The organism is Halolactibacillus halophilus, assembly GCF_900115605.1.
GTDB classification, from domain to species: Bacteria; Bacillota; Bacilli; order Bacillales; family Amphibacillaceae; genus Halolactibacillus; species Halolactibacillus halophilus.
In genome coordinates this window covers 1-23,250 of sequence record NZ_FOXC01000027.1, presented here as the reverse complement: position 1 = coordinate 23,250, position 23,250 = coordinate 1, and the positions used below count along the sequence as shown (strand labels likewise).

At 39.0% G+C, this 23,250-nt stretch carries 26 protein-coding genes and 1 pseudogene; 21 read left to right on the top strand and 6 right to left on the bottom strand.

Features of this window, described 5'->3' with window-relative positions:
• Positions 1-129 precede the first annotated feature (129 nt).
• The 3 genes from BM098_RS09660 to BM098_RS09650 form a co-directional block, all read right to left on the bottom strand.
• Entirely contained in the window at positions 130-798 is a 669-nt protein-coding gene (locus tag BM098_RS09660; RefSeq protein WP_089832797.1) for a DUF3159 domain-containing protein, read from the bottom strand.
• A complete protein-coding gene (locus BM098_RS09655) occupies positions 795-1,130 on the bottom strand; it encodes a DUF1475 family protein (RefSeq protein WP_089832795.1) in 336 nt (111 codons plus the stop codon). The genes BM098_RS09660 and BM098_RS09655 overlap by 4 nt, the downstream gene beginning before the upstream one ends.
• A gap of 244 nt (positions 1,131-1,374) precedes the next feature.
• The gene (locus BM098_RS09650) at positions 1,375-1,830 is read right to left on the bottom strand and encodes a hypothetical protein (RefSeq protein WP_089832792.1); all 456 of its coding nucleotides are present in this window, start codon (positions 1,828-1,830) and stop codon (positions 1,375-1,377) included.
• Positions 1,831-2,045: 215 nt separating this feature from the next.
• Here BM098_RS09650 and BM098_RS09645 point away from each other — a divergent pair, with 215 nt between their 5' ends.
• The 15 genes from BM098_RS09645 to rpsR all read left to right on the top strand — a co-directional run bounded on the left by BM098_RS09645 (position 2,046) and on the right by rpsR (position 13,893).
• Entirely contained in the window at positions 2,046-2,423 is a 378-nt protein-coding gene (locus BM098_RS09645) for a hypothetical protein (RefSeq protein WP_089832790.1), read from the top strand.
• Positions 2,424-2,764: 341 nt separating this feature from the next.
• Entirely contained in the window at positions 2,765-4,141 is a 1,377-nt protein-coding gene (mnmE, locus tag BM098_RS09640; RefSeq protein WP_089832822.1) for a tRNA uridine-5-carboxymethylaminomethyl(34) synthesis GTPase MnmE, read from the top strand.
• 25 nt (positions 4,142-4,166) lie between these two features.
• Positions 4,167-6,059: a tRNA uridine-5-carboxymethylaminomethyl(34) synthesis enzyme MnmG gene (mnmG, locus tag BM098_RS09635; RefSeq protein ID WP_089832788.1), complete on the top strand. Its 1,893-nt coding sequence runs from the start codon at positions 4,167-4,169 to the stop codon at positions 6,057-6,059.
• 41 nt (positions 6,060-6,100) lie between these two features.
• Entirely contained in the window at positions 6,101-6,817 is a 717-nt protein-coding gene (rsmG, locus tag BM098_RS09630) for a 16S rRNA (guanine(527)-N(7))-methyltransferase RsmG (RefSeq protein WP_089832786.1), read from the top strand.
• A gap of 203 nt (positions 6,818-7,020) precedes the next feature.
• On the top strand, positions 7,021-7,905 hold the full coding sequence (noc, locus tag BM098_RS09625) for a nucleoid occlusion protein (RefSeq protein ID WP_089832784.1): 885 nt from the start codon (positions 7,021-7,023) through the stop codon (positions 7,903-7,905).
• Positions 7,906-8,023: 118 nt separating this feature from the next.
• Entirely contained in the window at positions 8,024-8,341 is a 318-nt protein-coding gene (locus tag BM098_RS09620; protein ID WP_089832782.1) for a TIGR04104 family putative zinc finger protein, read from the top strand.
• Between the two features lie 253 nt (positions 8,342-8,594).
• Positions 8,595-9,356 carry a ParA family protein gene (locus BM098_RS09615; RefSeq protein WP_089832780.1) on the top strand — a complete coding sequence of 254 codons (762 nt, stop codon included), beginning with the start codon at positions 8,595-8,597 and terminating at the stop codon, positions 9,354-9,356.
• Positions 9,349-10,197 carry a ParB/RepB/Spo0J family partition protein gene (locus tag BM098_RS09610; RefSeq protein ID WP_089832778.1) on the top strand — a complete coding sequence of 283 codons (849 nt, stop codon included), beginning with the start codon at positions 9,349-9,351 and terminating at the stop codon, positions 10,195-10,197. Before BM098_RS09615 ends, BM098_RS09610 begins: the two co-directional genes overlap by 8 nt.
• On the top strand, positions 10,197-10,325 hold the full coding sequence (locus BM098_RS13870; RefSeq protein ID WP_268762406.1) for a hypothetical protein: 129 nt from the start codon (positions 10,197-10,199) through the stop codon (positions 10,323-10,325). Before BM098_RS09610 ends, BM098_RS13870 begins: the two co-directional genes overlap by 1 nt.
• A gap of 15 nt (positions 10,326-10,340) precedes the next feature.
• Positions 10,341-11,048 carry a DUF554 domain-containing protein gene (locus BM098_RS09605; RefSeq protein ID WP_089832776.1) on the top strand — a complete coding sequence of 236 codons (708 nt, stop codon included), beginning with the start codon at positions 10,341-10,343 and terminating at the stop codon, positions 11,046-11,048.
• A gap of 70 nt (positions 11,049-11,118) precedes the next feature.
• Complete coding sequence (locus BM098_RS09600; RefSeq protein ID WP_089832774.1) at positions 11,119-11,331, top strand: DUF951 domain-containing protein; 213 nt, start codon at positions 11,119-11,121, stop codon at positions 11,329-11,331.
• A 260-nt stretch (positions 11,332-11,591) separates the two neighbouring features.
• On the top strand, positions 11,592-12,692 hold the full coding sequence (ychF, locus tag BM098_RS09595) for a redox-regulated ATPase YchF (RefSeq protein ID WP_089832772.1): 1,101 nt from the start codon (positions 11,592-11,594) through the stop codon (positions 12,690-12,692).
• A gap of 145 nt (positions 12,693-12,837) precedes the next feature.
• A complete protein-coding gene (rpsF, locus tag BM098_RS09590; protein WP_062322818.1) occupies positions 12,838-13,125 on the top strand; it encodes a 30S ribosomal protein S6 in 288 nt (95 codons plus the stop codon).
• A gap of 15 nt (positions 13,126-13,140) precedes the next feature.
• On the top strand, positions 13,141-13,638 hold the full coding sequence (ssb, locus tag BM098_RS09585; protein ID WP_089832770.1) for a single-stranded DNA-binding protein: 498 nt from the start codon (positions 13,141-13,143) through the stop codon (positions 13,636-13,638).
• Positions 13,639-13,659: 21 nt separating this feature from the next.
• Positions 13,660-13,893, top strand: coding sequence for a 30S ribosomal protein S18 (gene rpsR, locus BM098_RS09580; RefSeq protein ID WP_062322823.1), 234 nt, complete (start codon positions 13,660-13,662; stop codon positions 13,891-13,893).
• A 142-nt stretch (positions 13,894-14,035) separates the two neighbouring features.
• On the opposite strand, the pseudogene BM098_RS09575 reads toward rpsR, so the two are convergent.
• A pseudogene (locus BM098_RS09575) lies at positions 14,036-14,230 on the bottom strand (transposase); the annotation flags it as partial.
• A 129-nt stretch (positions 14,231-14,359) separates the two neighbouring features.
• Between BM098_RS09575 and BM098_RS09570 the strand changes: the two are divergent.
• The gene (locus BM098_RS09570; RefSeq protein WP_089832769.1) at positions 14,360-14,902 is read left to right on the top strand and encodes a membrane lipoprotein lipid attachment site-containing protein; all 543 of its coding nucleotides are present in this window, start codon (positions 14,360-14,362) and stop codon (positions 14,900-14,902) included.
• An 87-nt stretch (positions 14,903-14,989) separates the two neighbouring features.
• Positions 14,990-15,502: a tubby C-terminal domain-like protein gene (locus BM098_RS09565; protein WP_089832767.1), complete on the top strand. Its 513-nt coding sequence runs from the start codon at positions 14,990-14,992 to the stop codon at positions 15,500-15,502.
• Positions 15,503-15,642: 140 nt separating this feature from the next.
• Here the strand turns inward: BM098_RS09565 and BM098_RS09560 are convergent, their stop codons facing one another.
• Positions 15,643-17,007, bottom strand: coding sequence for an MATE family efflux transporter (locus BM098_RS09560; RefSeq protein ID WP_089832765.1), 1,365 nt, complete (start codon positions 17,005-17,007; stop codon positions 15,643-15,645).
• Between the two features lie 167 nt (positions 17,008-17,174).
• Positions 17,175-17,948: an HAD family hydrolase gene (locus tag BM098_RS09555; RefSeq protein WP_089832763.1), complete on the bottom strand. Its 774-nt coding sequence runs from the start codon at positions 17,946-17,948 to the stop codon at positions 17,175-17,177.
• Between the two features lie 305 nt (positions 17,949-18,253).
• Between BM098_RS09555 and BM098_RS09550 the strand changes: the two genes are divergently transcribed.
• The 4 genes from BM098_RS09550 (at position 18,254) to dnaB (ending at position 23,110) form a co-directional block, all read left to right on the top strand.
• Complete coding sequence (locus BM098_RS09550) at positions 18,254-19,204, top strand: YybS family protein (RefSeq protein ID WP_089832761.1); 951 nt, start codon at positions 18,254-18,256, stop codon at positions 19,202-19,204.
• Between the two features lie 35 nt (positions 19,205-19,239).
• Positions 19,240-21,213: a DHH family phosphoesterase gene (locus BM098_RS09545; protein WP_089832759.1), complete on the top strand. Its 1,974-nt coding sequence runs from the start codon at positions 19,240-19,242 to the stop codon at positions 21,211-21,213.
• Complete coding sequence (gene rplI / locus BM098_RS09540; RefSeq protein ID WP_089832757.1) at positions 21,210-21,656, top strand: 50S ribosomal protein L9; 447 nt, start codon at positions 21,210-21,212, stop codon at positions 21,654-21,656. The genes BM098_RS09545 and rplI overlap by 4 nt, the downstream gene beginning before the upstream one ends.
• An 86-nt stretch (positions 21,657-21,742) precedes the next feature.
• Positions 21,743-23,110: a replicative DNA helicase gene (dnaB, locus tag BM098_RS09535; protein ID WP_089832755.1), complete on the top strand. Its 1,368-nt coding sequence runs from the start codon at positions 21,743-21,745 to the stop codon at positions 23,108-23,110.
• The last annotated feature ends 140 nt before the right edge of the window (positions 23,111-23,250 follow it).

The following is a 23,250-nucleotide window of genomic DNA, read 5'->3' as shown; positions in this document are numbered from 1 at the left end:
AGCAAGCTAAAAAAAGTAAGAGAGATAAACATAAAAAAAGAAGCCAACTTGGCTTCTTTTTTTATGTTTCTATGGTCTATCCGTCATTTTTAGTCAATATTTTCAGTTTGCTTATCTGTAAGTAGTAAATTAAAAACCGTGTTGTTGTCCTTCATAAGGCGGTGTGTCGCCGTTATTAAACTCTTCGACACTTGGTCCGTTTAATTTTTTTAATGTCTTCACGCCAACGACATAACTGCCAATCAACATGACGATTGTCATCGGTAGTCCGAGCAGTGTATTAAAGAAAAAGTAACTTGAGAATTGATCGGTAAAGTAGAAATAACTTTGAACGACCAGGCGAAATAAGAAATAACTCCCCCAAATGATGGTCGCATACTTATAAGCTGGAGAAATATCTGATCGTTTATACCAATCCAGTGGCCAGCCCCGGGTTAAGTGACTAAGGAGTGCAGCAATTGGTCGCTGAATCATGAGTGATCCAAAACAAATCAGCACAATTCCACCGGTCGTAATTAAGTCAGGTAAATAAAAATCAATCGCCTCACCTGATAATAAGCTCAGACCAATTGATAAGAGTACCCCTAATACCCCAACATACGCATACTTTCCCGGGTCTTTTTTTACCTTGCGATAAATAATTAATCCAACCAGATAAATAGACGTGACAAGGCTCGCAATCTCTAATGATAACCATTGGTTAATCAGAAAGAATAAGACTGGTGGAATAAGGGCATCACTTGTCTTTTTCTCAAATACAAGCTTAAGTTGTTCTTGCCATTCTTGTAGCCGGTTCATACTAATTTATCCTTTTGTCCATGGAAGACAATATTCCAGTCACCATGAGACTCGTAGAGTGCTTTTAAGATGTAAATGCAGCCGGCGAAAAAGCCTAGGATCATCATCGCAACAACCCATAAGAGGGTGCCTAGTTTTGATGTTTCCCGGTAAACAATCCATAATGAAAATAAGACAAATCCGACATATAAATCAATCAATGACATCACACCCCAAGGATTATCAAAAAGAGCGGCGCCATCGACAAAAAAGTCGCCATTAATAAAACCATTGAATAAACCAGCAGTCATCACAAGTAAGCTTAACCAGGTAATTATTTTTGCTTGCTTCATATAAAGTTCCCCCTTTAGTTGTCTATCTTCTGTATACCCGAAATTGATAGCTTTTGGACATGTTTCTTTTAAAAAATCTCTTTAATGATGTTAACGTCATTAAAGAGAGGCATTAATGCGCGGTTATTTTGTCTTGTTGTGCATCAGAGTGATAGAAATTGTTCAGTTTTCTTAAGAATGTTATCTGAGAAGGCGTTAGAGGTTACTTTGGAGGATAGAAAAACAGTCAACAAGGAGCGACTCATCACTGTTCGTTTTCTTGTTGACTATTTTTTAAAAAAATATCTTCTGTTAATTGGTAAACAAAATGATCATCATTAACTGCATAAAAGTCACCGTCGTATTGGATCATAGAATCATTTAATCTTAAACTTGTATAAATATCATAGGAATGCTCTGTATCGGTGTGGAAATATACTAAATATTTTAGAGGATTGCCATCAGAGTTCTTGGATTTCGTTAATTTCGAATCAGACGCGCCATTTATAAAGGTATTGATCATTTTAGGATCTGTTACCGTGATACGTTCGCCCGTTTCATATGATGTTATACTGATGCTTTGAATGGACTCTTCTTCAATTGTCTCTGATATGACTTCTTCATAAGTTGTTTGTTTTGAAACATGGTCAATAAGATGATAAGTGGAAAGACCTAAGACTAGAACGGATAGCCATATAATATGGTTTTTTCTTTTTTTCAAACAATCACACATCCTTTCTATTAACATTATAAGGTAAAAATCTCGAGCTATCAATCAGCCTCATTTAACAACGTGAGATATAGACTTTTTGACTGCGATACGAGAAAGTTTTGTAAAAAATTTCCGTACTGACCCCGTATTCGCGTATAATGAAGTTAAAGAAGTTAGTTATTTAAATGACTTGTACGATGAAACTAAACAGAAGAGGTGAAAAGATGAAACAGTCACAACGTCTCACACATTTAGTTGTTTCCATTGGTGGTTTTCATCAAGGATTTTTAGAGTTAACGGTTGATATGGATACACATGTACTATCGTATTATCAGCAACGCAAAATGGTAGCACCTTGTGTGCGCACGTTAGATGAACAGGAGATGGCACAGCTGCGAGAAGGATTAGATAAGGTTCGAATCAAACGCTGGGACAGTAAATACATTGAGCCCAATATTCTTGACGGGACGATTTGGAAAGTTGAGTTAACATTTGAAACATACAAACAGAAGAAAAGTGGTCATCAAAAGTTTCCTGAAGCATGGGATGCGTTTACCGCTCTGTTAGACGAACTCATTAACGATGACAGCATAACGGTGTGATCATGACGCATAGTAAACTTACAGACTTCCAATAGCATAGACATTTAACCGGACTCATCATCAATGAAAAAAGAGCACTTCAATTAGCCACCAAAAATGTGGATAACACGCGTCATGTGTAACGTTAGTTTGCTTGTGTATAACTTGAATTTAGAGAATGATCAGCTAGCCATACACTTGTCCACAGTGGATAAGTGTATGGCTATTATTTTTATGTTATTTATGATATTCTAATTAGTTAGTGATACGTGTTGAAAAAGACTGTAAGGGTAAGTTTTCAATAGATGAATAAGTAAGAGAAAAGGTTAGAAAAAAGATAAAAGTGAGGTGTTGTTAAGATGATGGAATTAGATACGATTGCGGCGATTTCGACACCGCTTGGTGAGGGAGCGATTGCGATTGTGCGCTTAAGTGGGGATCGGGCCCTTCAGATTGCGAATAAAATGTACCGCGGAAAAGATTTAACGGCGGTTGATTCCCATACGATTCATTACGGTAGGATTGTTGAACCGGATACCGAGGAAATGATTGAAGAAGTGATGATCAGTGTCATGAAAGGCCCTAAAACATTCACCCGAGAAGATGTGGTTGAGATCAACTGTCACGGTGGCTTAGCATCGGTCAACCGGTTATTAGAGTTAGCCCTCTACCACGGAGCAAGACTCGCTGAACCTGGTGAATTCACTAAGCGTGCCTTCCTTAACGGCCGGATTGATTTATCACAAGCGGAAGCGGTGATGGATTTAATTCGTGCCAAAACAGATAAAGCGATGCATGTAGCGGTGAGACAGTTAGATGGGAAGTTATCAAAACTCATTACGCGTCTGCGTCAACAATTGATTGAGACGGTTGCTCATGTTGAGGTGAATATTGATTATCCAGAGTATGATGACGTGGAAGAAATGACGTTAAACTTACTAAAAGAGCGGATTGCGATTGTTTCTGATGAGATTACGAAGTTATTAGCGATGGCAAGACAAGGGAAGATTTTACGTGAAGGTATCTCAACGGCGATTATTGGTCGTCCGAATGTTGGTAAATCATCACTGATGAATGCGCTCGTGCAGGAAAATAAAGCGATTGTGACCGATATTCCGGGGACGACACGTGATATTATTGAAGAGTATGTCAATGTACGCGGTGTGCCGCTTAAATTAGTCGATACGGCAGGTATCCGTGAAACAGAAGATTTAGTTGAAAAGATCGGGGTCGAGCGTTCACGTCAAGTATTGAATGAAGCAGACTTAATTTTGCTTGTATTAAATAATAATGATGTCTTAACTGATGAGGATCGTCAGTTACTCGAAATTGTTCGGGATATGGAAGTCATTGTGCTTATTAATAAAACGGATTTAGAGGCTACGCTTGACCAGGAGGAAGTAAAACGTCTGATTGGTGGTAAAGCAGTTGTTTCGACGTCATTGATTGAAGAAGCAGGGGTTGATCAGTTAGAACAAGCGATTGCGGATACGTTCTTTACTGGTGGCATTGAGGCGAGTGATTTATCTTACGTATCAAATGCGCGTCATATTCAGCTACTTAATCAAGCGAAACAAAGTTTAAACGACGCTAATCTCGCGATTGATAGCGAGATGCCACTTGATTTAATTCAAATTGATGTGACAAGAGCGTGGGAATTACTCGGTGAAATAATTGGGGATACGGTTCAAGATAGTTTAATTGATCAGTTGTTTTCACAATTCTGTTTAGGAAAGTAACAAAACAAAGGGGATAAAGATAAACATGTATGATGCAGGTCATTATGACGTTATTGTAGTTGGTGCCGGACATGCGGGAGTAGAAGCGGCTCATGCGGCCGCCAAGCGCGGGGCTAAAACTTTAATGTTGTCACTCAACTTAGATATGATTGCTTTTATGCCATGTAATCCATCAATCGGCGGACCAGCTAAAGGTGTGGTTGTCCGGGAAATTGATGCGTTAGGTGGATTAATGGGGAAAGTGATTGATAAAACATATATTCAAATGCGCATGCTCAATACAGGGAAGGGTCCCGCTGTACGCGCTTTAAGAGCACAAGCGGATAAACCACTGTATATTCAAGAGATGAAATATCAACTCGAACAGTTAGATAATTTAACCTTGCGCCAAGCGATGGTAGAAGAGTTGATTGTAGAAGACGGTGAAGTAAAGGGTGTTTTAACCGAGACAAAAGCAGCTTATTACGCGAAATCGGTCATTATTACGACTGGGACGTTTATGCGCGGGAAAGTGATTATTGGGGATCTGTCATATGAATCAGGCCCGAATAATCAACGTGCTTCGATTAAGCTTGCGGAAAACTTAGAAGCACTCGGCTTTGATATTGTCCGGTTTAAAACAGGGACACCACCACGGGTGAATTCACGCTCGATTGATTATAGTAAAACTGAAATTCAACCAGGGGATGATAATCCCCGCCACTTCTCTTATGAGACAACGGAAGCGATCGTCGATCAAATTCCCTGTTGGCTCACATATACGACAGAAGAAACGCATGAAATCATTAATGATAACCTAGGTTTATCAGCAATGTATTCAGGAATGATTAAAGGGACTGGCCCACGGTACTGTCCATCAATTGAAGATAAAGTCGTTCGCTTCCATGATAAGCCGCGTCACCAAATCTTCTTAGAACCTGAAGGACGTGATACAGAAGAGGTTTATGTCCAAGGCTTTTCAACATCACTTCCAGAGTTTGTCCAACATAAAATGTTGCGCTCTATTCCCGGCTTAGAAGAAGCGGAAATTATGCGTTCAGGCTATGCGATTGAGTATGACGCGGTTGTTCCAACCCAACTATGGCCAACTTTAGAAGTTAAAAACATTTCTGGTTTATATACGGCAGGCCAAATTAATGGGACATCTGGTTATGAAGAAGCGGCTGGTCAGGGGTTAATGGCCGGTCTTAACGCAGCTGCCAATGCGTTATCATTAGACACGTTGATTTTAGATCGCTCACAAGCGTATATTGGCGTTTTAATTGATGACTTAGTGACTAAAGGGACGAATGAACCGTATCGTTTACTAACCTCACGTGCAGAATACCGCCTGTTGTTGCGTCATGATAATGCGGATCTGCGTCTTACGAAGCTAGGGCATGATTTAGGGTTAATTAGCGAAGCGCGTTTTAGCGCCTTTGAACAAAAATTAGCGGCGATTGAAACAGAGAAAAAACGTCTAAGTAAAATTGTGCTTAAACCAAATGAAGAACTCAATGCGATTCTTCAAGAGCTTGGTGAAACAGACTTAAAAGAACCGTTAAAAGCATTAGAGTTAATGAAGCGGCCAAAAGTGACGTATGATGTCATCGAGAGAATTCTTGAAGAAGACAACCCGCTTGATATTGATGTTAAAGAACAAGTAGAAATCCAAGTTAAATACGAGGGGTACATTACCAAATCACATCAACAAGTGGATCGCATGAAGAAGATGGAGAACAAGGTGATTCCTGAAGATATTGATTATAGTGCCATCAGCGGTCTAGCAACAGAAGCGCGTCAAAAACTTGAGACAGTTCGTCCATTATCGATGGGACAAGCGTCACGTATTTCTGGTGTTAATCCAGCGGATATTTCGATTTTACTCGTCTATATCGAACAAGGTCAGATCAAGCGTCTGTCTGATGAAAAACGGTAAGTGAAATAACTGCCGTATGGGCAGGAGGAAAGGAACGTTTTATGACTATTACAGAATTTGTTGAACGGTTGCAGGCAGAAGGGATCACCTTGTCTGAACGCCAAATCGAACAATTTAATATTTATTTTAACACGCTCGTTGAATGGAATGAAAAGATTAATTTAACGGCAATTACAGAAGAAACGGAAGTGTATTTAAAACATTTCTATGATTCGATTACTGCTAGTTTTTATGTTGACTTTACCCAAGATTTAACTATTTGTGATGTCGGTGCGGGCGCAGGGTTTCCTAGTATTCCATTAAAAATTTGTTTCCCGCAGTTAAAAATTACGATTGTTGACTCACTTAAAAAGCGAATCACATTCCTTAATCATTTAGCAGCGGCTTTAGAGCTCTCAGATGTCGCGTTTTATCATGACCGAGCAGAATTATTCGGGCGCAATAAACAATTCAGACATCAGTTTGATTTAGTGCTTGCCCGAGCAGTAGCAAAAACGTCTGTTTTAAGTGAGTTATGTTTACCACTCGTAAAAACGGGGGGCCAATTTATTGCGATGAAAGGTCCAAATGCTGAAACAGAACTGAAAGAAGCTAAAAATGCGATTGAGTTACTCGGCGGTGAGTTAGATAGTATTTTCACTTTTGATTTACCAGAAGACCAAGGCGAACGCAATATTGTTAGAATCATTAAACGTCGTCAAACACCGAAGCAATACCCAAGAAAACCAGGAACACCAAACAAATCCCCATTAGCTTAATGGGGATTTTGTCATGACCAGAAAAGATATTCGATATTTTTTCAAGGATTATCGCATATTTTTATTTGATTATATGATAGAATAGTAGAAGTATGGATGGATAAGTAACAGGAATTCAAATAGTAGAGATAGAGAATGTTTCACGTGAAACATTCATTAAAAATAGTAGAATCGGTAAGACGGAAGAAAAGGTGGTGTATATTATGTTACCTCCATTTGGTCGCATATTTGGTATGGGTGAAAAAGAGCAAACAAAGGAAGAACACGTCGACACAATTGAAGAAACGATTGAGGAGACAATTAATCCGGATGAAGTGATGCAACTTCCACTAGCAGAAATTACTCCGAACCGCTATCAACCGCGTTCCATATTCAACGAAGAAAAAATTGCAGAGTTAGCTCAAACGATTCATACCCACGGTATGATTCAACCGATTGTTGTAAGAGAAATCGCTGATCACGAGAAAAAATATGAAATCATCGCAGGTGAGCGCCGTTTTAGAGCGGTTAGCTCTTTAGCATGGGAGACCATTCCAGCGATTATTCGAGAAATGAATGATAAAGAAACAGCATCAGTTGCATTGATTGAAAACTTACAGCGTGAAGAGTTAACCGTGATTGAGGAAGCTTATGCGTATCAACGTTTACTCGACTTGCATCAGCTTACGCAAGAAGCCTTGGCGCAGCGATTAGGGAAGAGTCAATCGACGATTGCGAATAAATTACGGTTACTGAAATTGCCAGAAGCGGTGCATCAAGCCATTACAGATAAACTGATTACCGAGCGTCATGCGCGAGCACTCATTCGTTTAAAAGATGATGAAAAAAAAGTAAAGTTACTAGCAGAAATCATCGAAAAAGGTCTGAATGTGAAACAGACAGAGGAACAGATCAAAAAGCAACTAGAACCGAAAGAAAAAGCTAAAAAACCACGATTTAAAGGCGTTAGTAAAGATGTGCGGATTGCGATGAATACGATTCGTCAATCACTCACAATGGTATCCGATACAGGTGTCAATCTGGAAACAGATGAACAAGATTTAGATGACTACTATCAAATTACAATTAAGATACCAAAGAAACACTAATCTTATTATTATTTCCGCCAAGATAACGGCAACTATGGCTTCATGGTTGTCGTTGTTATTGTTCATCTAGGATGCAATCAGTTTCTATTAAGCTATATAATAGAAGGAGAAATTGGCTATGACTCAATGTCAAAAGTGCCAGCAACAGTGGAAATGGCACCATGTCCTCAAGCGAACAGTTAAACTCACACCAGCTATAATTTGTCCGTATTGTCAACATGAACAGTACTGGCATGAACGGACCGCAAGAATAAATCAGAAGTTATTGGTAATAAGTTTTTCACCAGCTCTGTTAGGTATAGTTGGTTTCATATCAGCTGAAGAGGTATTTTTTACGACTATTGCCCTAGGGATAGTAAGCATCTTGTTAAGTCCGTTCTATTATGAAACATCAGCTACACCGACACGAGCGGCAAAGTCATGGCTCAACAAATAATAGAAATATAAACACAAACAGACTTCCTGATATACTCGGAAGTCTGTTTGTGTGCGTGAAAACTATAATTTCTCCTTTGGCAAACAGTAAAAAGAGCAAAAAACAAGGAGGAAAATCAAAAAATAGGCCAGTGACTGTCAATTTTTATAAAAATTTCGGTTAAATGTGTTTGAATCTGTTTTTTTGCGCTGTATAATTTTTAAAATAGTGATAGAATAGAAAGGAAGTTCTAAAATTAGAGGTGAGTGTTACCATGGGAAAAGTAATCGCCGTAGCCAATCAAAAAGGCGGCGTAGGGAAAACTACATCATCAGTGAATCTAAGCGCATGTTTAGCTTATTTTGGCCACAAGACACTCCTTGTCGATATTGACCCACAAGGTAACGCTACAAGTGGGTTAGGTGTAAATAAAGCAGACGTCGACCAATGCATTTACGATGTGCTTGTCGAAGACTTAGACGCAAAAGATGTTGTGATACCTACAAATGTAGAAAACTTAGATGTTGTGCCTGCCACAATTCAACTTGCAGGGGCTGAAATTGAACTCGTACCAACGATCTCACGAGAAGCAAGACTAAAAAAAGCGTTAGCTTCTTCCGTTCCTCACTATGACTATATTATTATTGATTGCCCACCGTCGCTCGGTCTGTTGACGCTAAACGCCTTAACAGCATCAGATAGTGTGATTATCCCTGTTCAGTGTGAATATTATGCACTTGAGGGACTCAGTCAATTATTAAACACGGTCCGATTAGTGCAAAAGCATTTAAATAAATCACTTGAAATTGAAGGCGTGCTCCTTACCATGCTTGATGCTCGGACGAATTTGGGGTTACAAGTCATTGAGGAAGTAAAGAAGTATTTCCAGGACAGAGTCTATCAAACCATCATTCCACGGAATGTTCGGTTAGGAGAAGCACCTAGTCATGGCCAGCCGATTATTACATATGATCCAAAGTCACGTGGTGCTGAGGTTTATCTTGAATTAGCGAAGGAAGTGATGTCAAATGGCTAGAGGTCTAGGTAAAGGCATTAATGCGTTCTTTCCAGAATTAAATGAGAATGAAACAGTAAAAGAAGGGCAAGTTGTTGAAGTTGAACTAACAAAGTGCCGTCCCAACCCTTATCAACCGCGTAAAACGTTTCAAGTTGAAGCAATCGAAGAACTGAAGCAATCGATTTTAACTTATGGCATCATTCAGCCATTGTTAGTGAGAGAGGCCGTTAAAGGCTTTGAAATCATTGCCGGTGAACGCCGTTACCGAGCAGCTAAAGAGGCTGGACTTGAGACAGTACCTGTCATCATTAAAGATATGGATGACCAGCGAATGATGGAACTGGCGTTGTTAGAGAATTTACAACGTGAAAACTTAACGCCAATTGAAGAAGCGCAAGCGTATGTAAACTTAATGAAGTCATATAGCTTAACTCAAGAAGATTTAGCTCAAAAACTAGGGAAAAGTCGTCCTCATATTGCGAACTTGGTCCGTTTGTTGCAATTACCAGCACAAGTGACAGCAATGATTAATAATGGTGAGTTATCTATGGGACATGGTCGGGCTTTACTTGGACTGAAAGACAAAGAAGCCTTGGATAACATCGTTAAAAAGATTACTACTGAAAAACTCAATGTTCGTCAGGTGGAGCAGTTGATTCAGTCACTTAATGAAGTGAAGGAAACAAAGAAAAAAACAAAGCCTAAAAAAGATATTTTTGTTGCCGAGCAAGAACGACTATTGCGACAACGCTTCGGAACAAGCGTTAAGATCAATCAAGGTAAGAAAAAAGGCAAGATTGAAATTGAATACTATAACAATAAAGATTTAGAACGGATCATTGAATTATTAAATGATTAATGAATAATGTCTGGCTTTCCCATTCAGGGTGGCGAGGCATTTTCTTTACGATTGTTTCACGTGGAACAACAGAAAAAAAGCTAACAATCAACAGATTAGCTAATGTTTCACGTGAAACATTAGCATAGGAAAGCAGGTGGCTCATGGCTTTAACAGGGACAATTGTCAATGGAATGATGATTATTATTGGTACCGTAATTGGTTTGTTTCTACAAAACATTGATGAAAAATATAAAGAAACAGCACTAAATGCCGTAGGTTTAGCTGTCATTCTTATTGGTTTTCAGATGGCCTTTGAGGTCAATCAGATAATCATTGTGATTCTCAGTTTAATGTTTGGTGGTATTTTAGGTGAAGTATTTAAGTTAGAAGACCGACTCAATCAATTTGGTGATCGTGTTGGACAGCTTATTAGTAAAAAATCTGTTGATCAACGGATATCACAAGGATTTATTACTGCAAGTTTAATCTTTGTGATTGGGGCGATGGGCATTGTCGGAGCACTTGATAGTGGTCTTAGATATGATCACAGTATTTTATATACGAAATCAATTCTTGATGGCTTTACCTCAATGATTTTAACAACAACACTAGGAATTGGGGTTGGTTTATCGGTATTTCCGGTCGTCATCTATCAAGGAGCAATCGCCTTACTGGCTGTTGTTATTTACCGTTACGTGCCAGAAGCGTTTTTAGATTTATGGATTGTCGATATGACAGCGACAGGTGGGTTAATGATAGCAGCGATTGGGTTTAATATGTTGGGGATGACCAAGATTCGAATTGCGAACTTAATCCCTGCACTTCTTATTGTTACTGTTCTGCTTGTTGGCTATCAATTCATTAGTTAATTAAATAATATAACTAGCCTAAACAACCCGTCTAATGGTAGAATGGTAAAAGTGAAAAGGAGGCGTTGTAGTGAGTAAACCAACATATCATTTACATGACATTGTCGAAATGAAAAAGCCACATCCATGCGGAGAAAACCGCTGGGAAATCATTCGTTTAGGGATGGATATTCGAATTAAGTGTACGGGTTGTGATCACAGCGTCATGATTCCACGAAAAAAGTTCGAATCAAAGCTAAAGAAAGTATTGATTGCTCACGTACCAGAAGAAACAGCAGACTAAATGTTTCACGTGAAACATTTGAGAATGTAACAATGAAACTTCAGCATAAAGCATCAAATTCAAACAATTCAATCCTGTTTTTAAAAAACAGACAAAATAGGCCCTATATTTCAGCTGAAAAGTGAAATGAAATGACGATATAGACCGTTAAAACGCAAGTTTTATTGATTACACTAACTTGCGTTTTAATCATGCCCTCACTATAATGAGGGCAGTAACGTTACTTGTAGTGGCAAACCCTTAAGGAGTGGAAAAGAAATATGGCATTAACAGCAGGTATTGTCGGTTTACCTAACGTGGGTAAATCAACATTATTTAACGCAATTACACAAGCAGGTGCAGAATCAGCAAACTATCCTTTCTGTACCATCGATCCCAACGTTGGGATTGTAGAAGTACCCGATGAACGTTTAAACAAATTAACAGAACTCGTCAAACCGAAAAAAACAGTCCCAACAGCCTTTGAATTCACAGATATTGCTGGAATTGTAAAAGGAGCGAGTAAAGGGGAAGGGCTAGGTAACCAGTTCCTTTCACATATTCGTCAAGTTGACGCTATTTGTCACGTTGTACGTTGTTTTGAAGATGAAAACATTACCCACGTATCGGGTACCGTTGATCCGATCTCAGATATTGAGACAATTAACCTCGAATTAATCCTTGCGGATTTAGAAACGGTGACAAAACGTTTCCAACGCGTTGAAAAATTAGCTCGTCAAAAAGATAAGGATGCCTTAATTGAATTTGATATTCTGACTAAGCTAAAAGACGCATTTGAAGACGAAAAACCTGCCCGTTCAGTAGAATTTACTGAAGAGCAACTAAAAACCGTTAAAGGCCTTCATTTATTAACGCAAAAGCCGATCCTCTATGTGGCTAACGTAGGTGAAGATGAATTACTTGAAGCGGATGAGAATCCGTATGTGAAAAAAGTAAAAGCATTTGCGGCAACAGATGCTGCTGAAGTTATTATTATTAGTGCAAAAGTAGAATCAGAAATCGCCGAATTAGACGGCGAGGAAAAAGAGATGTTCCTTGAAGAATTAGGTATTCCAGAGTCTGGTTTAGACCAATTGATTAAAGCGACCTATTCATTACTTGGTTTAGCTACTTATTTCACCGCCGGTGAACAAGAAGTGCGCGCCTGGACGTTTGTGAAGGGCATTAAAGCCCCACAAGCAGCAGGTATTATCCATACGGACTTTGAACGCGGCTTTATTCGCGCCGAAACGGTGTCGTACGATGATCTTGTCGATGCTGGGTCAATGGGCGTAGCAAAAGAACGTGGGAAAGTACGTTTGGAAGGTAAAGAATATATCGTGAAAGATGGCGACGTTATTCATTTCCGATTTAACGTATAATAGAATAATCGGGAGAAGTTTCACGAATCCCTTGAAACTTTAAAGGTTATTTGGTATAATATTTGATTGTGAGTAATGAAAAATTATTACTCCTTGCTCTTTAGCAAACTAAAGAGCCGTTAAGACCAAAAGGAGGTGTATACGGATGAGAAAATATGAAATCATGTACATCATCCGCCCAAACATTGAGGACGAAGCTAAAAAAGCTGTAGTTGAGCGTTTCAACACAATCCTTGCTGATAATGGAGCGGAAGATGTTAAAGCTGAAGAAATGGGCAAGAAGCGTCTTGCTTATGAAATCAACGATTTCCGTGATGGCTACTACGTACTTGTAAATTATACAGGTGAAGAAGCAGCTACAAAAGAATTTGATCGTCTAGCTAAGTTCTCTGACGATATTATTCGTCACATGGCTATTCGCTTAGAAGACTAATAAGGAGGGGTTCTCATGTTAAATCGTGTCGTACTTGTCGGCAGATTAACGAAGGATCCAGACTTACGCTATACTGCAAGTGGAGTAGCAGTTGCTAATTTCACTATTGCTGTAAATAGACCTTTTTCCAATCAACAAGGCGAGCGTGAAGCAGATTTTATTAACTGTGTTATTTGGAGAAAACCAGCTGAAAATTTAGCAAACTACATGGGTAAGGGTTCTCTTGTCGGTGTAGATGGTCGTATCCAAACACGTTCATATGACAACCAAGACGGAAAACGCGTATATGTTACAGAAGTTGTGGCTGATTCTGTACAGTTTTTAGAATCTAAAAATTCTAAAGGCGGTCAATCACAAGGTGGCGGACAAGGGTCTGGAGGTTATCAAAACAATCAGTACCAGAACCAGAATCAACAGCAAGCGCCAAATTATAATCAAAACAGTCAACCAACAGGTTCTCCTAACGATAATATGGAACCTATTGATATATCAGACGATGATTTACCATTCTAAATAAGTAAAGGGGGATTTCACATGGCACCTCGTCGCGGTGGACGTTCAAAACGTCGTAAGGTTTGTTATTTCACAGCAAACGGAATTACACACATCGATTACAAAGATGTTGAATTACTAAAGCGTTTCGTATCAGAGCGTGGTAAGATTCTTCCACGTCGTGTTACAGGCACTTCAGCTAAATATCAACGTAAATTGACAGCAGCTATCAAGCGCGCACGTCAAATGGCTTTATTACCATACGTTGCAGAATAATTACCAACAATAAAACCTATGTTTTCTACTCTCACTTACATAAGTGGGATAGAATCATAGGTTTTTTGGTTCTTTGTCAATAGTGTTGGTGAGAAGTTTTAACCAATAATTTTAAGCTTATATTTCACATGTTTCGGCTTTTTTATACTGCTGAAACATGTGTTTTATTTTGTGTTTTTTTATTCTTTGGTTCAACTGGTTTGTACACAAAATGTAAAAGAATTCGATTCTTATAATTTTTGAAATTACGATAGCCGTATGCGACGCGATTCAAGACTTTGATTTTATTATTAATACCTTCAATATAATCGTTATCGTACGCAAAATTAAAGGGATTATTTGTATTTTATGAATAATATGTTAATATATAGATATAGTTTTTGTTATGAGATATTTTATAAAATAGTTATTCTTAAAACTCAACCAAGAAGTGCTTAAGAATCAATTAATTTATAGAGGAAGGAAGATGAAAATGAAAAAATTGTATTTAATCATTGTTTTAATCTTTGTTCTTTCTGGTTGCTCGAACTCTGGCAAAGGTGCAAATATACCTTCTGAAGCTCTTAAGGATTATAGTAACTCTACTGAAGAAATACTCTATTACTTAGAGGAAGAAGGTGTTGTCATATTTAAAATCGACGACCAACTTGTGATTGGTAGTTTAACAAAGGATTCAACATATAAGTATAACGGTAATGGAGAAAATTCTATCATACCAGAGATAAAGACAGCGACTGGCACTGAGCCATTGGACTTTATTTATGGCGATCAATATGTGCACCCAGATTCAAATAAGCGATTTATATGGGGACTCGTTAACATCAAGGATGTTTCTGAAGTGGCCATTCAATATTATACGAAAGATGATAAGCTTATTTACTCACAAACAGCCAAAGTTAATAACAATGTTTTTCTAATTGAATTTTATGGTGACTATAATTTGGCGGATCGTATTGTTTTAATGTTAAAAGATTCAAACAACCAACTCATAAAAAAATATGAGTATTGATTTAAGGGATTAGAGTAGCTATTGAATTATATTGTAAGGGTCCATTTGAAAACATTTAAGATGACTTAATCAAAGAGAGGAGAGAATATGACGACATACTATTTTGATATGCCTGCACTTACGAATTCAATGAAGAGCGTTCCTGTAAAAGTAAATGGTGTTAATGTCTTTGTCCTTGAAAAGTTTTTTATAAACACTTGGCAAAAAATTTTAACCGGTATCATGCCAGGGTTCATCACCAATATACAGGTGCGTCGTAAAGAAGAGGTGATTGCAAAGACAATTGATACAGTAAAGATTTTTGGTCGTCCTCGGTGGACATTATTTGATTTGAAAAAGCAGTCAACCTATCTCTTAAAAGACCAAAGTATGGTGAAATCTCATCCACGAGCGAGTGTTTCAAGCGATGGATTGGAATATAAAATTGAGAAAGACTTTGGCAGTAAAAAAACAAAGGTATGGTTAAATGATGAAGTCATCATTATAATGTCGTATGATAAAGCATTACCGCCTCGCAGTTACCGGATTGATTTTTTCGTAGATCATTTAAATGAAGCCCTGTTTATCTGTTTGTTATACACGTATGATTTAGGGGTTTGACGATTAAAATGGCGCGTCAATGCTTAGTATGCAGAAATCTCATCATATGAGAGATTGTTTAATTAAGTTACGAATACATAATGAGACAACAAAAACCGGTACAGATCTGTACCGGTTTTTGTATGCATGATGTTATGTTATTAATGACTTGCTACAAGTTCTTTCTGTTTGCGATAGATAATCCGTAACCGCGTTAAAAAGCCAATCGCTGCACCGGTTAAGCCAATCGAAATCCCAATCCATAAACCAAACGGTCCTAAGTCTGTAAACCGGGCCAGTGAGTAGCCAATCGGAATGCCGAGTAACCAGTAAGACACAAAGGCGATGAAAAACGGTACTTTTACATCTTTATAACCGCGTAAAACGCCTTGTAAACCAGCTTGCGCTCCGTCAGAGAGCTGATAAAGAATCGCAATTAGGAAAAGATTACCGGCATAACGAATCACTTCAGGATCAGTCGAGTACCAGCTGGCAATCCATTCACGGTTAAAAAACATAAAGATGGCCGCAAGGCCAAGAACGCCAATACCACTTAATACCCCGAGAAAACCGTATTGTTTCGCGTTATCTAATCGTTCACCACCAACAGAGAAACCAACGACAATCGTTAAGGCCATTGATAAACTCAAAGGGATCATAAAGATCAGCGTTGTAAAACTGATGACGACTTGATTTGCGGCAATGATCACGGTTGAGAACATCGCCCCAATGAGTAGGGTCACAACCGAAAAGATACTCGCTTCAAAGAAGATGGATAAGCCAATCGGCACCCCAATTTTTAATTGTTCTTTAAAAGAGGAAAGGGAAGGCTTGACCCAATCAACAAAAATTCGGAACCGTCTAATCATATCAATCTTAAACAGCATAAAGATACTTGCTATAAGGATCACCCAAAAAGTTAACCCTGTCGCATAACCAGCCCCAATACCACCGAGGGCAGGCAGACCAAACTTACCGAAGATTAAACTATAGTTAAAGAAAATATTAAAAGGAACGGCAAGAATAGTGATAAACATTGAAATTCGGGTGAGACCTTGTCCATCATAAAAGTTTCTTAAAACATTTGAAACAAACAGTGGAATAACCCCAAAGGCCAACCCACCTAAGTAGTTTTTCGCAATGTGTTGGACACCAGGTTCTAAATCCATAATGTTTAGAATCGGTGAGACAAGGAAGAAACCCGCGATAATAATCGTGACCGCAATCATAAAGGCTAAATAAATCGCCTGCATGACTGTGTTGTGAATTTTATGTTCTTCATTTCGCCCTAAATGATGAGCAATGATGGGTGTGACGGCTAAGGTAACCCCGTTCATCCCGGTGAATACAGGTGACCAAACACTGGCACCAATTGCCACACCAGCTAAGTCAGTCGTGCCGACTCGCCCAGCCATGACGGTATCAACTAAGTTCATCATTGAAAGGCTGATTTGTGTCACCATAATTGGCCACATAATTCTTAAAAATAATTGAAACTTTTCTTTCACTGTTTCTGCATGATACATATAATACCCCCAAAAAACACATACATCTCTTTATCTCTTTTAGTGTTTTGAATGTGTAGATTAACCGAGGTCGGTTAACCCATAAGAAAATCCCTCACAGGCGTGAGGGAAAAGTCTGTCCGTTTAGATTATCCTATCAAAGAACCTCGGAAATGACAATCTTTAAGCTATAGGCGCTTAATAATCGGTAACACGTCTTTTAAACGTTTGACTTCATAAGTCGGTTGAATCTCGGTTGCTGTTTGGTTATGGTGGTTAATCCAAATGTTTTTCATGCCTAACCGATTGGAACCTAAAATATCCGTATTTAAATTATCACCAATCATGATCGCATCTTCTTTATCTGTGTTCGCTTGCGTAAGGGCGTGTTCAAAAATCGCTGGGTCCGGCTTACCGCGACCAAACTCTCCAGAAATAACAATATGATCAAAGCGTTCGGCAATCTCCGGTGTGATTTTTAATTTCGTACGTTGTAATGACGACGCACCATTCGTTAAAAGAAGCAGGGTGTAGTCATCCTTTAATGCATCAAGCACCGCGTAAGTTTCTTCATAAGTGAAGGGGTGTTGTTTACGCTCAAAGATGAATTTTTCACGCAATTCAATCGCAAGTGTCTCATTATCAATCCCAATGGCCAGTAAACCTTCCTTCCAGGCGTTTAATTGATAACCTGGTATTGTTTCTTTCATACTTTGAAACGCCTCGCCAGGGTCATCAAATGTGCCCCATAGCCCTTCGAATGGATTAATCCCAATCATTTGAGTATGTTCATACGTTGGGTAGGTTTGATAAAGGCGATGGGCTGCCGTTCTTACTGCTTCTTCTAACGCTTTACTATCGATACCTTCTACTGATTCGCATGTCTTATCAAAGGCTGTCTGAATACTTTTTTTATCCCAAAGTAATGTGTCATCTAAATCAAAACAAATGGTCTTTAACATGATTTATCCCCCGTTTCCAGTCGCTATTGTCTTTTTGTTTATTATAACAAGGAACAATTAAAACGACAGCGTTTTTTCGAAAAAGTTTGACAATAAGCCATAAATTCCTTTGATTTGTGCTTTGAACATGGAATCGTTATAATTATTTAAGCATGAAACGACGCGTTTAATTAGAGGAATCACTCAATCACCTGTTTTAACGAGCGGTTATTTGCTATACTTAAATAGCTGGACTTACTCATAAATCAGTGAGTTTTCCGGATAAAAGAACGGTCGTAAATCTATGAATATATTGAGGTGTATGTATGAAAGAACAACACAATCAATGGATCAAGGACTTGGTCATCTATGGGGCGTTATTTATTGTTTTACTTGTCGTCGCATCGATCTTACCAGCAGCTACCTTATTCATTGTCGTATTAATGCCTGTACCACTTACAATTTTCACGTACAAGTATGGTTATAAGCGCGGATTATTGATGAGCGGCATTGTTTTAGTGAGCACTTTGCTGTTTGCTTTTACGTTATTTTTAATTTCCTTACCATTAGCTGGTCTGTCGATTATTGTCGGACTATTTGTAGGAGAAGCAATGCGTAAACAGAAACATCCTTATGAAATGCTAGCGCAAGGCACGCTCGGTTATATGGTTGGTTTTATTATTCTTGTCTTTATGATTGAGAATGTGATGGGTGTTAGTTTGATGACAGAATATCGGGTCATTATTCAAGAATCACTCATGCAGTCAGAACAATTGATTCAGGGGACGGGGATTGAAGTAACCGAGGAGATGCTAAACACGATAGAGCAACAGATGTTAATTGTCTTAGATCTCTTACCTGCGATCTTACTGATTGGCTCATTTATTTTTGCGCTCATCTTACAGTGGCTTAGTTACAAACTGGTGAATAATATTCATCAAGAAGCAAACTTCCGCTTCCCACCGTTTTATCGTTTGCAACTACCAAAAGCAACAATTTGGTTGTTTTTAGTCGTGATGGTGATTAACTTGATTGAATTTGGTCCAGACGCACTCATGACAATTATATTAATGAATGTCTTATTAGTCTTTGGGTTATTATTCTCGATTCAAGGATTATCCTTTATGTTCTATTACTTACAGTATAAGAAACAGTCAAAAGTATTGGGGATTGTCCTTTTCGTCATTAGCTTAGTGATTTTACCCGTAGGTCTGTACGTCACCCGAATCTTAGGTATAATTGATATAGGCTTTATGTTACGAAAACGATTAAAATAATGCTACCATCCTCAGATTAGTAGGAGTTGAAGACGATGCAAAAATGGTGGAGGAAACCAGAACTAAAAAAGCACATCATTATTAATTATGTGCTATCCTTTTTACTTTTAGGGTTTACATGGTTTATCGCATGGCCACTTGGTTTACTGATGACCATTCTTTTAGGTCTTGCGCTTTACTATACCATTAAGCAAGAACATCAAATTACAGAAGAACAAGAAGAGTATATCTCCACCCTCTCACACCGGGTGAAGAAAGTCGGCGAAGAAGCTCTCCTTGAGATGCCGATTGGTATTGTGCTCTATAGTGAGAACTACCAAATTGAATGGGTCAATCGCTTTATGAATGGCTTTAGTGACAGTGATACCCTTGTCGGGGAATCGCTTGATGTGTTCGACCAACAATTACTACAAGCTATTAAAGAAGAAAAAGACCATATTACGATTGATGTCGAAGACAAAAGCTTTCTCGTCTCAATCAGAAAAGAAGAACGGTTACTGTATTTCTCAGATCGAACAAAACAAATTGATATTCAAACGCGTTATTCCAATGAGAAAACGGTGTTAGGGATTATCTTTTTAGATAACTATGAGGAAATCACTTCAGGTATGGATGATACCGCAAAAAGTCATGTCAACTCTGACGTGACGTCCTTGCTTAACGCATGGTCATCTCGTTATGGTATTTATTTAAAACGCATTTCACAAGAACGCTTCTTAGCGATTTTCAATAAAGAAATCCTTCATGAACTCGAACAGACGAAGTTTGATGTTTTAGATGAAGTGCGTGAACTGATCTCCGATAATAAAAATGTCCCGCTCACGTTAAGCTTTGGTGTCGGGTACGGGGAACTTTCACTGCCGCAGCTTGGCGAGTTAGCTCAGTCAAGTTTAGATCTTGCCTTAGGACGAGGTGGGGATCAAGTGGTCTTAAAAGATCATGAAGGAAAGGTCCGTTTCTTCGGCGGGAAGACAAACCCAATGGAAAAACGTACCCGCGTTAGAGCCCGGGTCATCTCACATGCCTTACAAGACTTAGTCATTCAAAGTGAACAAGTCATGATTATGGGACATAAGAATCCCGATATGGATTCGATCGGTTCATCGATTGGAGTCTTAAAAATGGCCCTCAGTAATGATGTTGAAGCGTATGTAGTGATTGATGAAGCAGAGTTCGATTCAGGTGTTGATCGTTTGATGAGTGAAGTAGAGGCAACGTCGCTTGGTGAGTACTTTATTACACGTGAAGAAGCGTTAGAAATGGTCACCAAACAAACGTTACTCGTTGTCGTTGATACCCATAAACCGGCGCTTGTTCAAGAGGAAAAACTGCTCAATAAGACAGAACATGTCGTTGTGATTGACCACCATCGCCGCGGTGAAGACTTTATCGATCAACCAATCTTAGTCTATATGGAGCCGTATGCTTCTTCAGCAGCTGAATTAATCACAGAGTTACTAGAATATCAGCCGAAGCGTTTAAGACTGACAAGTTTAGAAGCAACCGCGCTACTGGCGGGGATTATTGTCGATACGAAGAGCTTTACGCTTAGAACAGGGTCAAGAACCTTTGATGCTGCTTCGTACTTACGCTCTAAAGGTGCAGATACAATCTTAGTCCAACGCTTCTTAGAAGAAGATTTAGATATTTATATTAAACGTGCCCACATCATTGAACAAGCAATGATCCATCATGGCCAGATTGCGATTGCCCGCGCACGAAAAGGTGAAAGCTTTGGTCCCGTCGTGATTGCTCAAGCAGCGGATACGCTGCTGACAATGAGCGGGATAGAAGCGGCATTTGTTCTATCAGAGAGAAGTGATGGAAGAATTGGGATTAGTGCCCGGTCATTAGGTGATGTGAATGTTCAACGGGTGATGGAACAGATGGAAGGTGGCGGCCACTTAACGAACGCAGCTACCCAACTCGCAGATACGTCAATCGATGAAGCGTACGCTCAGCTGCTTGGCATATTAGATGAATTATTTGAAGGAGGAAATGACGAATGAAGGTTATATTTACACAAGACGTAAAAGGTAAAGGTAAAAAAGGTGAAGTGAAAAATGTATCAGAGGGTTACGCGCGGAACTACTTACTGAAAAATAATATAGCGATTGAAGCAACGGCGGGTAACTTAAAAGGATTAGAAGCACAAAAAAATAAAGAGAAACAAAAAGAACAAGAAGAAGTAAAAGAAGCAGAAAAATTGAGAGACACGTTAAAGAAACTAGAAGTGACGTTGAAAACAAAAGCGGGTGAGGGCGGACGTTTATTCGGCTCTATTACAAGTAAACAAATCGCAGAAGAACTACAAAAAACACATAAGATTAAAATTGATAAGCGTAAAATTGAACTGGATCAACCAATTCGTTCTCTTGGTTATACCAACGTCCCAGTGAAACTTCATAACGATGTGACAGGTGAAATTAAAGTACATGTACTAGAACAATAACGATGTAAAAAAGAGGGGGAGCTATTCCTCTCTTTATTTTTACCTGAGTAAGATGAGGGTAAAAACAGATCAAGGGAGTGAACGCGATGAGTGAAGAATATGTAGATACGAGAACCCCGCCCCATAGTATTGAAGCCGAACAAGCCGTCATTGGTGCTATCTTTCTTGAGCCAGAGGCGATGTCTACAGCCTCGGAATTTCTTATTCCACAAGACTTTTATCGTCCCAGTCATCAACGCATTTTTCAAGTAATGATGCAGCTGAGTGACCGTGGTGAACCGATTGATTTACTGACGGTGACCAATGCATTAAACAGTAGTAAATTACTCGAAGAAGTTGGTGGTGTCAGTTATTTAACCGAACTGGCCGATGCCGTCCCAACGGCTGCAAATATTAGTTATTACACAAAGATTGTCGAAGAAAAGTCTGTATTACGCCGGTTGATTAGAACGGCAACGGATATTGTGACCGAAAGCTTTAACCGTGAAGATGAGATTGAAGATGTTTTAAGTGAAGCGGAAAAAAATATTCTTGATGTCAGTAACCGTCAAAATGCCAATGCGTTTAAAAATATTAAAGACGTCCTAATCGATGTCTATGATAATATTGAACAGCTGCACCAAAACACGGGTGATGTGACCGGGATTCCAACCGGATTTAAAGATTTAGATCACATCACCTCAGGCTTCCAGCGTAATGACCTTATTATCGTGGCTGCTCGTCCATCAGTTGGTAAGACAGCCTTTGCTTTAAATGTGGCCCAGAACGTGGCGATTAAAACGGATGAAAATGTCGCTATCTTTAGTTTAGAGATGGGGGCCGACCAGCTTGTTAGTCGTATGTTGTGCGCTGAAGGTAATATCGATGCCCAGCGGCTTAGAACCGGTAACTTAGAAGCTGAAGACTGGACAAAACTCACGATGGCAATGGGGAGTTTATCGAATGCCGGGATCTTTATTGATGACTCACCAGGTATACGCGTGAATGAAATCCGCTCCAAGTGTCGACGACTCAAGCAAGAGCATGGCCTCGGTATGATTTTAATTGACTACTTACAGCTCATCCAAGGTAGTGGTGCTAATGCCAAAGAAAACCGTCAACAAGAAGTATCGGAAATCTCTCGGTCTTTAAAAGGTTTAGCTCGTGAATTAGAAATTCCTGTCATTGCTTTATCTCAATTATCACGTGGGGTAGAACAACGACAAGATAAACGTCCGATGATGTCCGATTTACGTGAATCAGGTTCAATTGAGCAGGATGCGGATATTGTTGGTTTCTTATACCGTGATGATTATTACGATAAAGAATCAGAAAAACAAAACATCATTGAAATTATTATCTCTAAGCAACGTAACGGTCCAGTAGGGACGGTTGAACTCGCTTTTGTGAAGGAGTATAACAAGTTCGTTGATTTAGATCATAAATATTCAGCACAAGATATTCCGTCTGCTTGAGTCAAGCCCGGCCCTCTCTATTAAGAGAGGGCCGGGCTCTTTTTGTAGTATAGGAAAGTATAAAATTTTCGTTGATATACCAAGGGTTGGAACGTTATGAAGAGTTGAAATTTATTGAGGAAAAGGGTTAAGATAATAGT

Excerpts from the sequence above, each read along its gene's own strand:
- rsmG (WP_089832786.1), top strand. The coding sequence starts at position 6,101 with ATGACTATTACAGAATTTGTTGAACGGTTGCAGGCAGAAGGGATCACC.
- BM098_RS09555 (WP_089832763.1), bottom strand. The coding sequence starts at position 17,948 with ATGTTAAAGACCATTTGTTTTGATTTAGATGACACATTACTTTGGGAT.
- BM098_RS13870 (WP_268762406.1), top strand. The coding sequence starts at position 10,197 with ATGAATAATGTCTGGCTTTCCCATTCAGGGTGGCGAGGCATTTTCTTT.
- BM098_RS09645 (WP_089832790.1), top strand. The coding sequence starts at position 2,046 with ATGAAACAGTCACAACGTCTCACACATTTAGTTGTTTCCATTGGTGGT.
- ychF (WP_089832772.1), top strand. The coding sequence starts at position 11,592 with ATGGCATTAACAGCAGGTATTGTCGGTTTACCTAACGTGGGTAAATCA.
- rpsF (WP_062322818.1), top strand. The coding sequence starts at position 12,838 with ATGAGAAAATATGAAATCATGTACATCATCCGCCCAAACATTGAGGAC.
- BM098_RS09560 (WP_089832765.1), bottom strand. The coding sequence starts at position 17,007 with ATGTATCATGCAGAAACAGTGAAAGAAAAGTTTCAATTATTTTTAAGA.
- BM098_RS09655 (WP_089832795.1), bottom strand. The coding sequence starts at position 1,130 with ATGAAGCAAGCAAAAATAATTACCTGGTTAAGCTTACTTGTGATGACT.
- mnmG (WP_089832788.1), top strand. The coding sequence starts at position 4,167 with ATGTATGATGCAGGTCATTATGACGTTATTGTAGTTGGTGCCGGACAT.
- BM098_RS09620 (WP_089832782.1), top strand. The coding sequence starts at position 8,024 with ATGACTCAATGTCAAAAGTGCCAGCAACAGTGGAAATGGCACCATGTC.
- BM098_RS09605 (WP_089832776.1), top strand. The coding sequence starts at position 10,341 with ATGGCTTTAACAGGGACAATTGTCAATGGAATGATGATTATTATTGGT.
- BM098_RS09570 (WP_089832769.1), top strand. The coding sequence starts at position 14,360 with ATGAAAATGAAAAAATTGTATTTAATCATTGTTTTAATCTTTGTTCTT.
- BM098_RS09545 (WP_089832759.1), top strand. The coding sequence starts at position 19,240 with ATGCAAAAATGGTGGAGGAAACCAGAACTAAAAAAGCACATCATTATT.
- BM098_RS09610 (WP_089832778.1), top strand. The coding sequence starts at position 9,349 with ATGGCTAGAGGTCTAGGTAAAGGCATTAATGCGTTCTTTCCAGAATTA.
- rpsR (WP_062322823.1), top strand. The coding sequence starts at position 13,660 with ATGGCACCTCGTCGCGGTGGACGTTCAAAACGTCGTAAGGTTTGTTAT.
- BM098_RS09615 (WP_089832780.1), top strand. The coding sequence starts at position 8,595 with ATGGGAAAAGTAATCGCCGTAGCCAATCAAAAAGGCGGCGTAGGGAAA.
- ssb (WP_089832770.1), top strand. The coding sequence starts at position 13,141 with ATGTTAAATCGTGTCGTACTTGTCGGCAGATTAACGAAGGATCCAGAC.
- noc (WP_089832784.1), top strand. The coding sequence starts at position 7,021 with ATGTTACCTCCATTTGGTCGCATATTTGGTATGGGTGAAAAAGAGCAA.
- rplI (WP_089832757.1), top strand. The coding sequence starts at position 21,210 with ATGAAGGTTATATTTACACAAGACGTAAAAGGTAAAGGTAAAAAAGGT.
- BM098_RS09565 (WP_089832767.1), top strand. The coding sequence starts at position 14,990 with ATGACGACATACTATTTTGATATGCCTGCACTTACGAATTCAATGAAG.
- dnaB (WP_089832755.1), top strand. The coding sequence starts at position 21,743 with ATGAGTGAAGAATATGTAGATACGAGAACCCCGCCCCATAGTATTGAA.
- mnmE (WP_089832822.1), top strand. The coding sequence starts at position 2,765 with ATGGAATTAGATACGATTGCGGCGATTTCGACACCGCTTGGTGAGGGA.
- BM098_RS09550 (WP_089832761.1), top strand. The coding sequence starts at position 18,254 with ATGAAAGAACAACACAATCAATGGATCAAGGACTTGGTCATCTATGGG.
- BM098_RS09660 (WP_089832797.1), bottom strand. The coding sequence starts at position 798 with ATGAACCGGCTACAAGAATGGCAAGAACAACTTAAGCTTGTATTTGAG.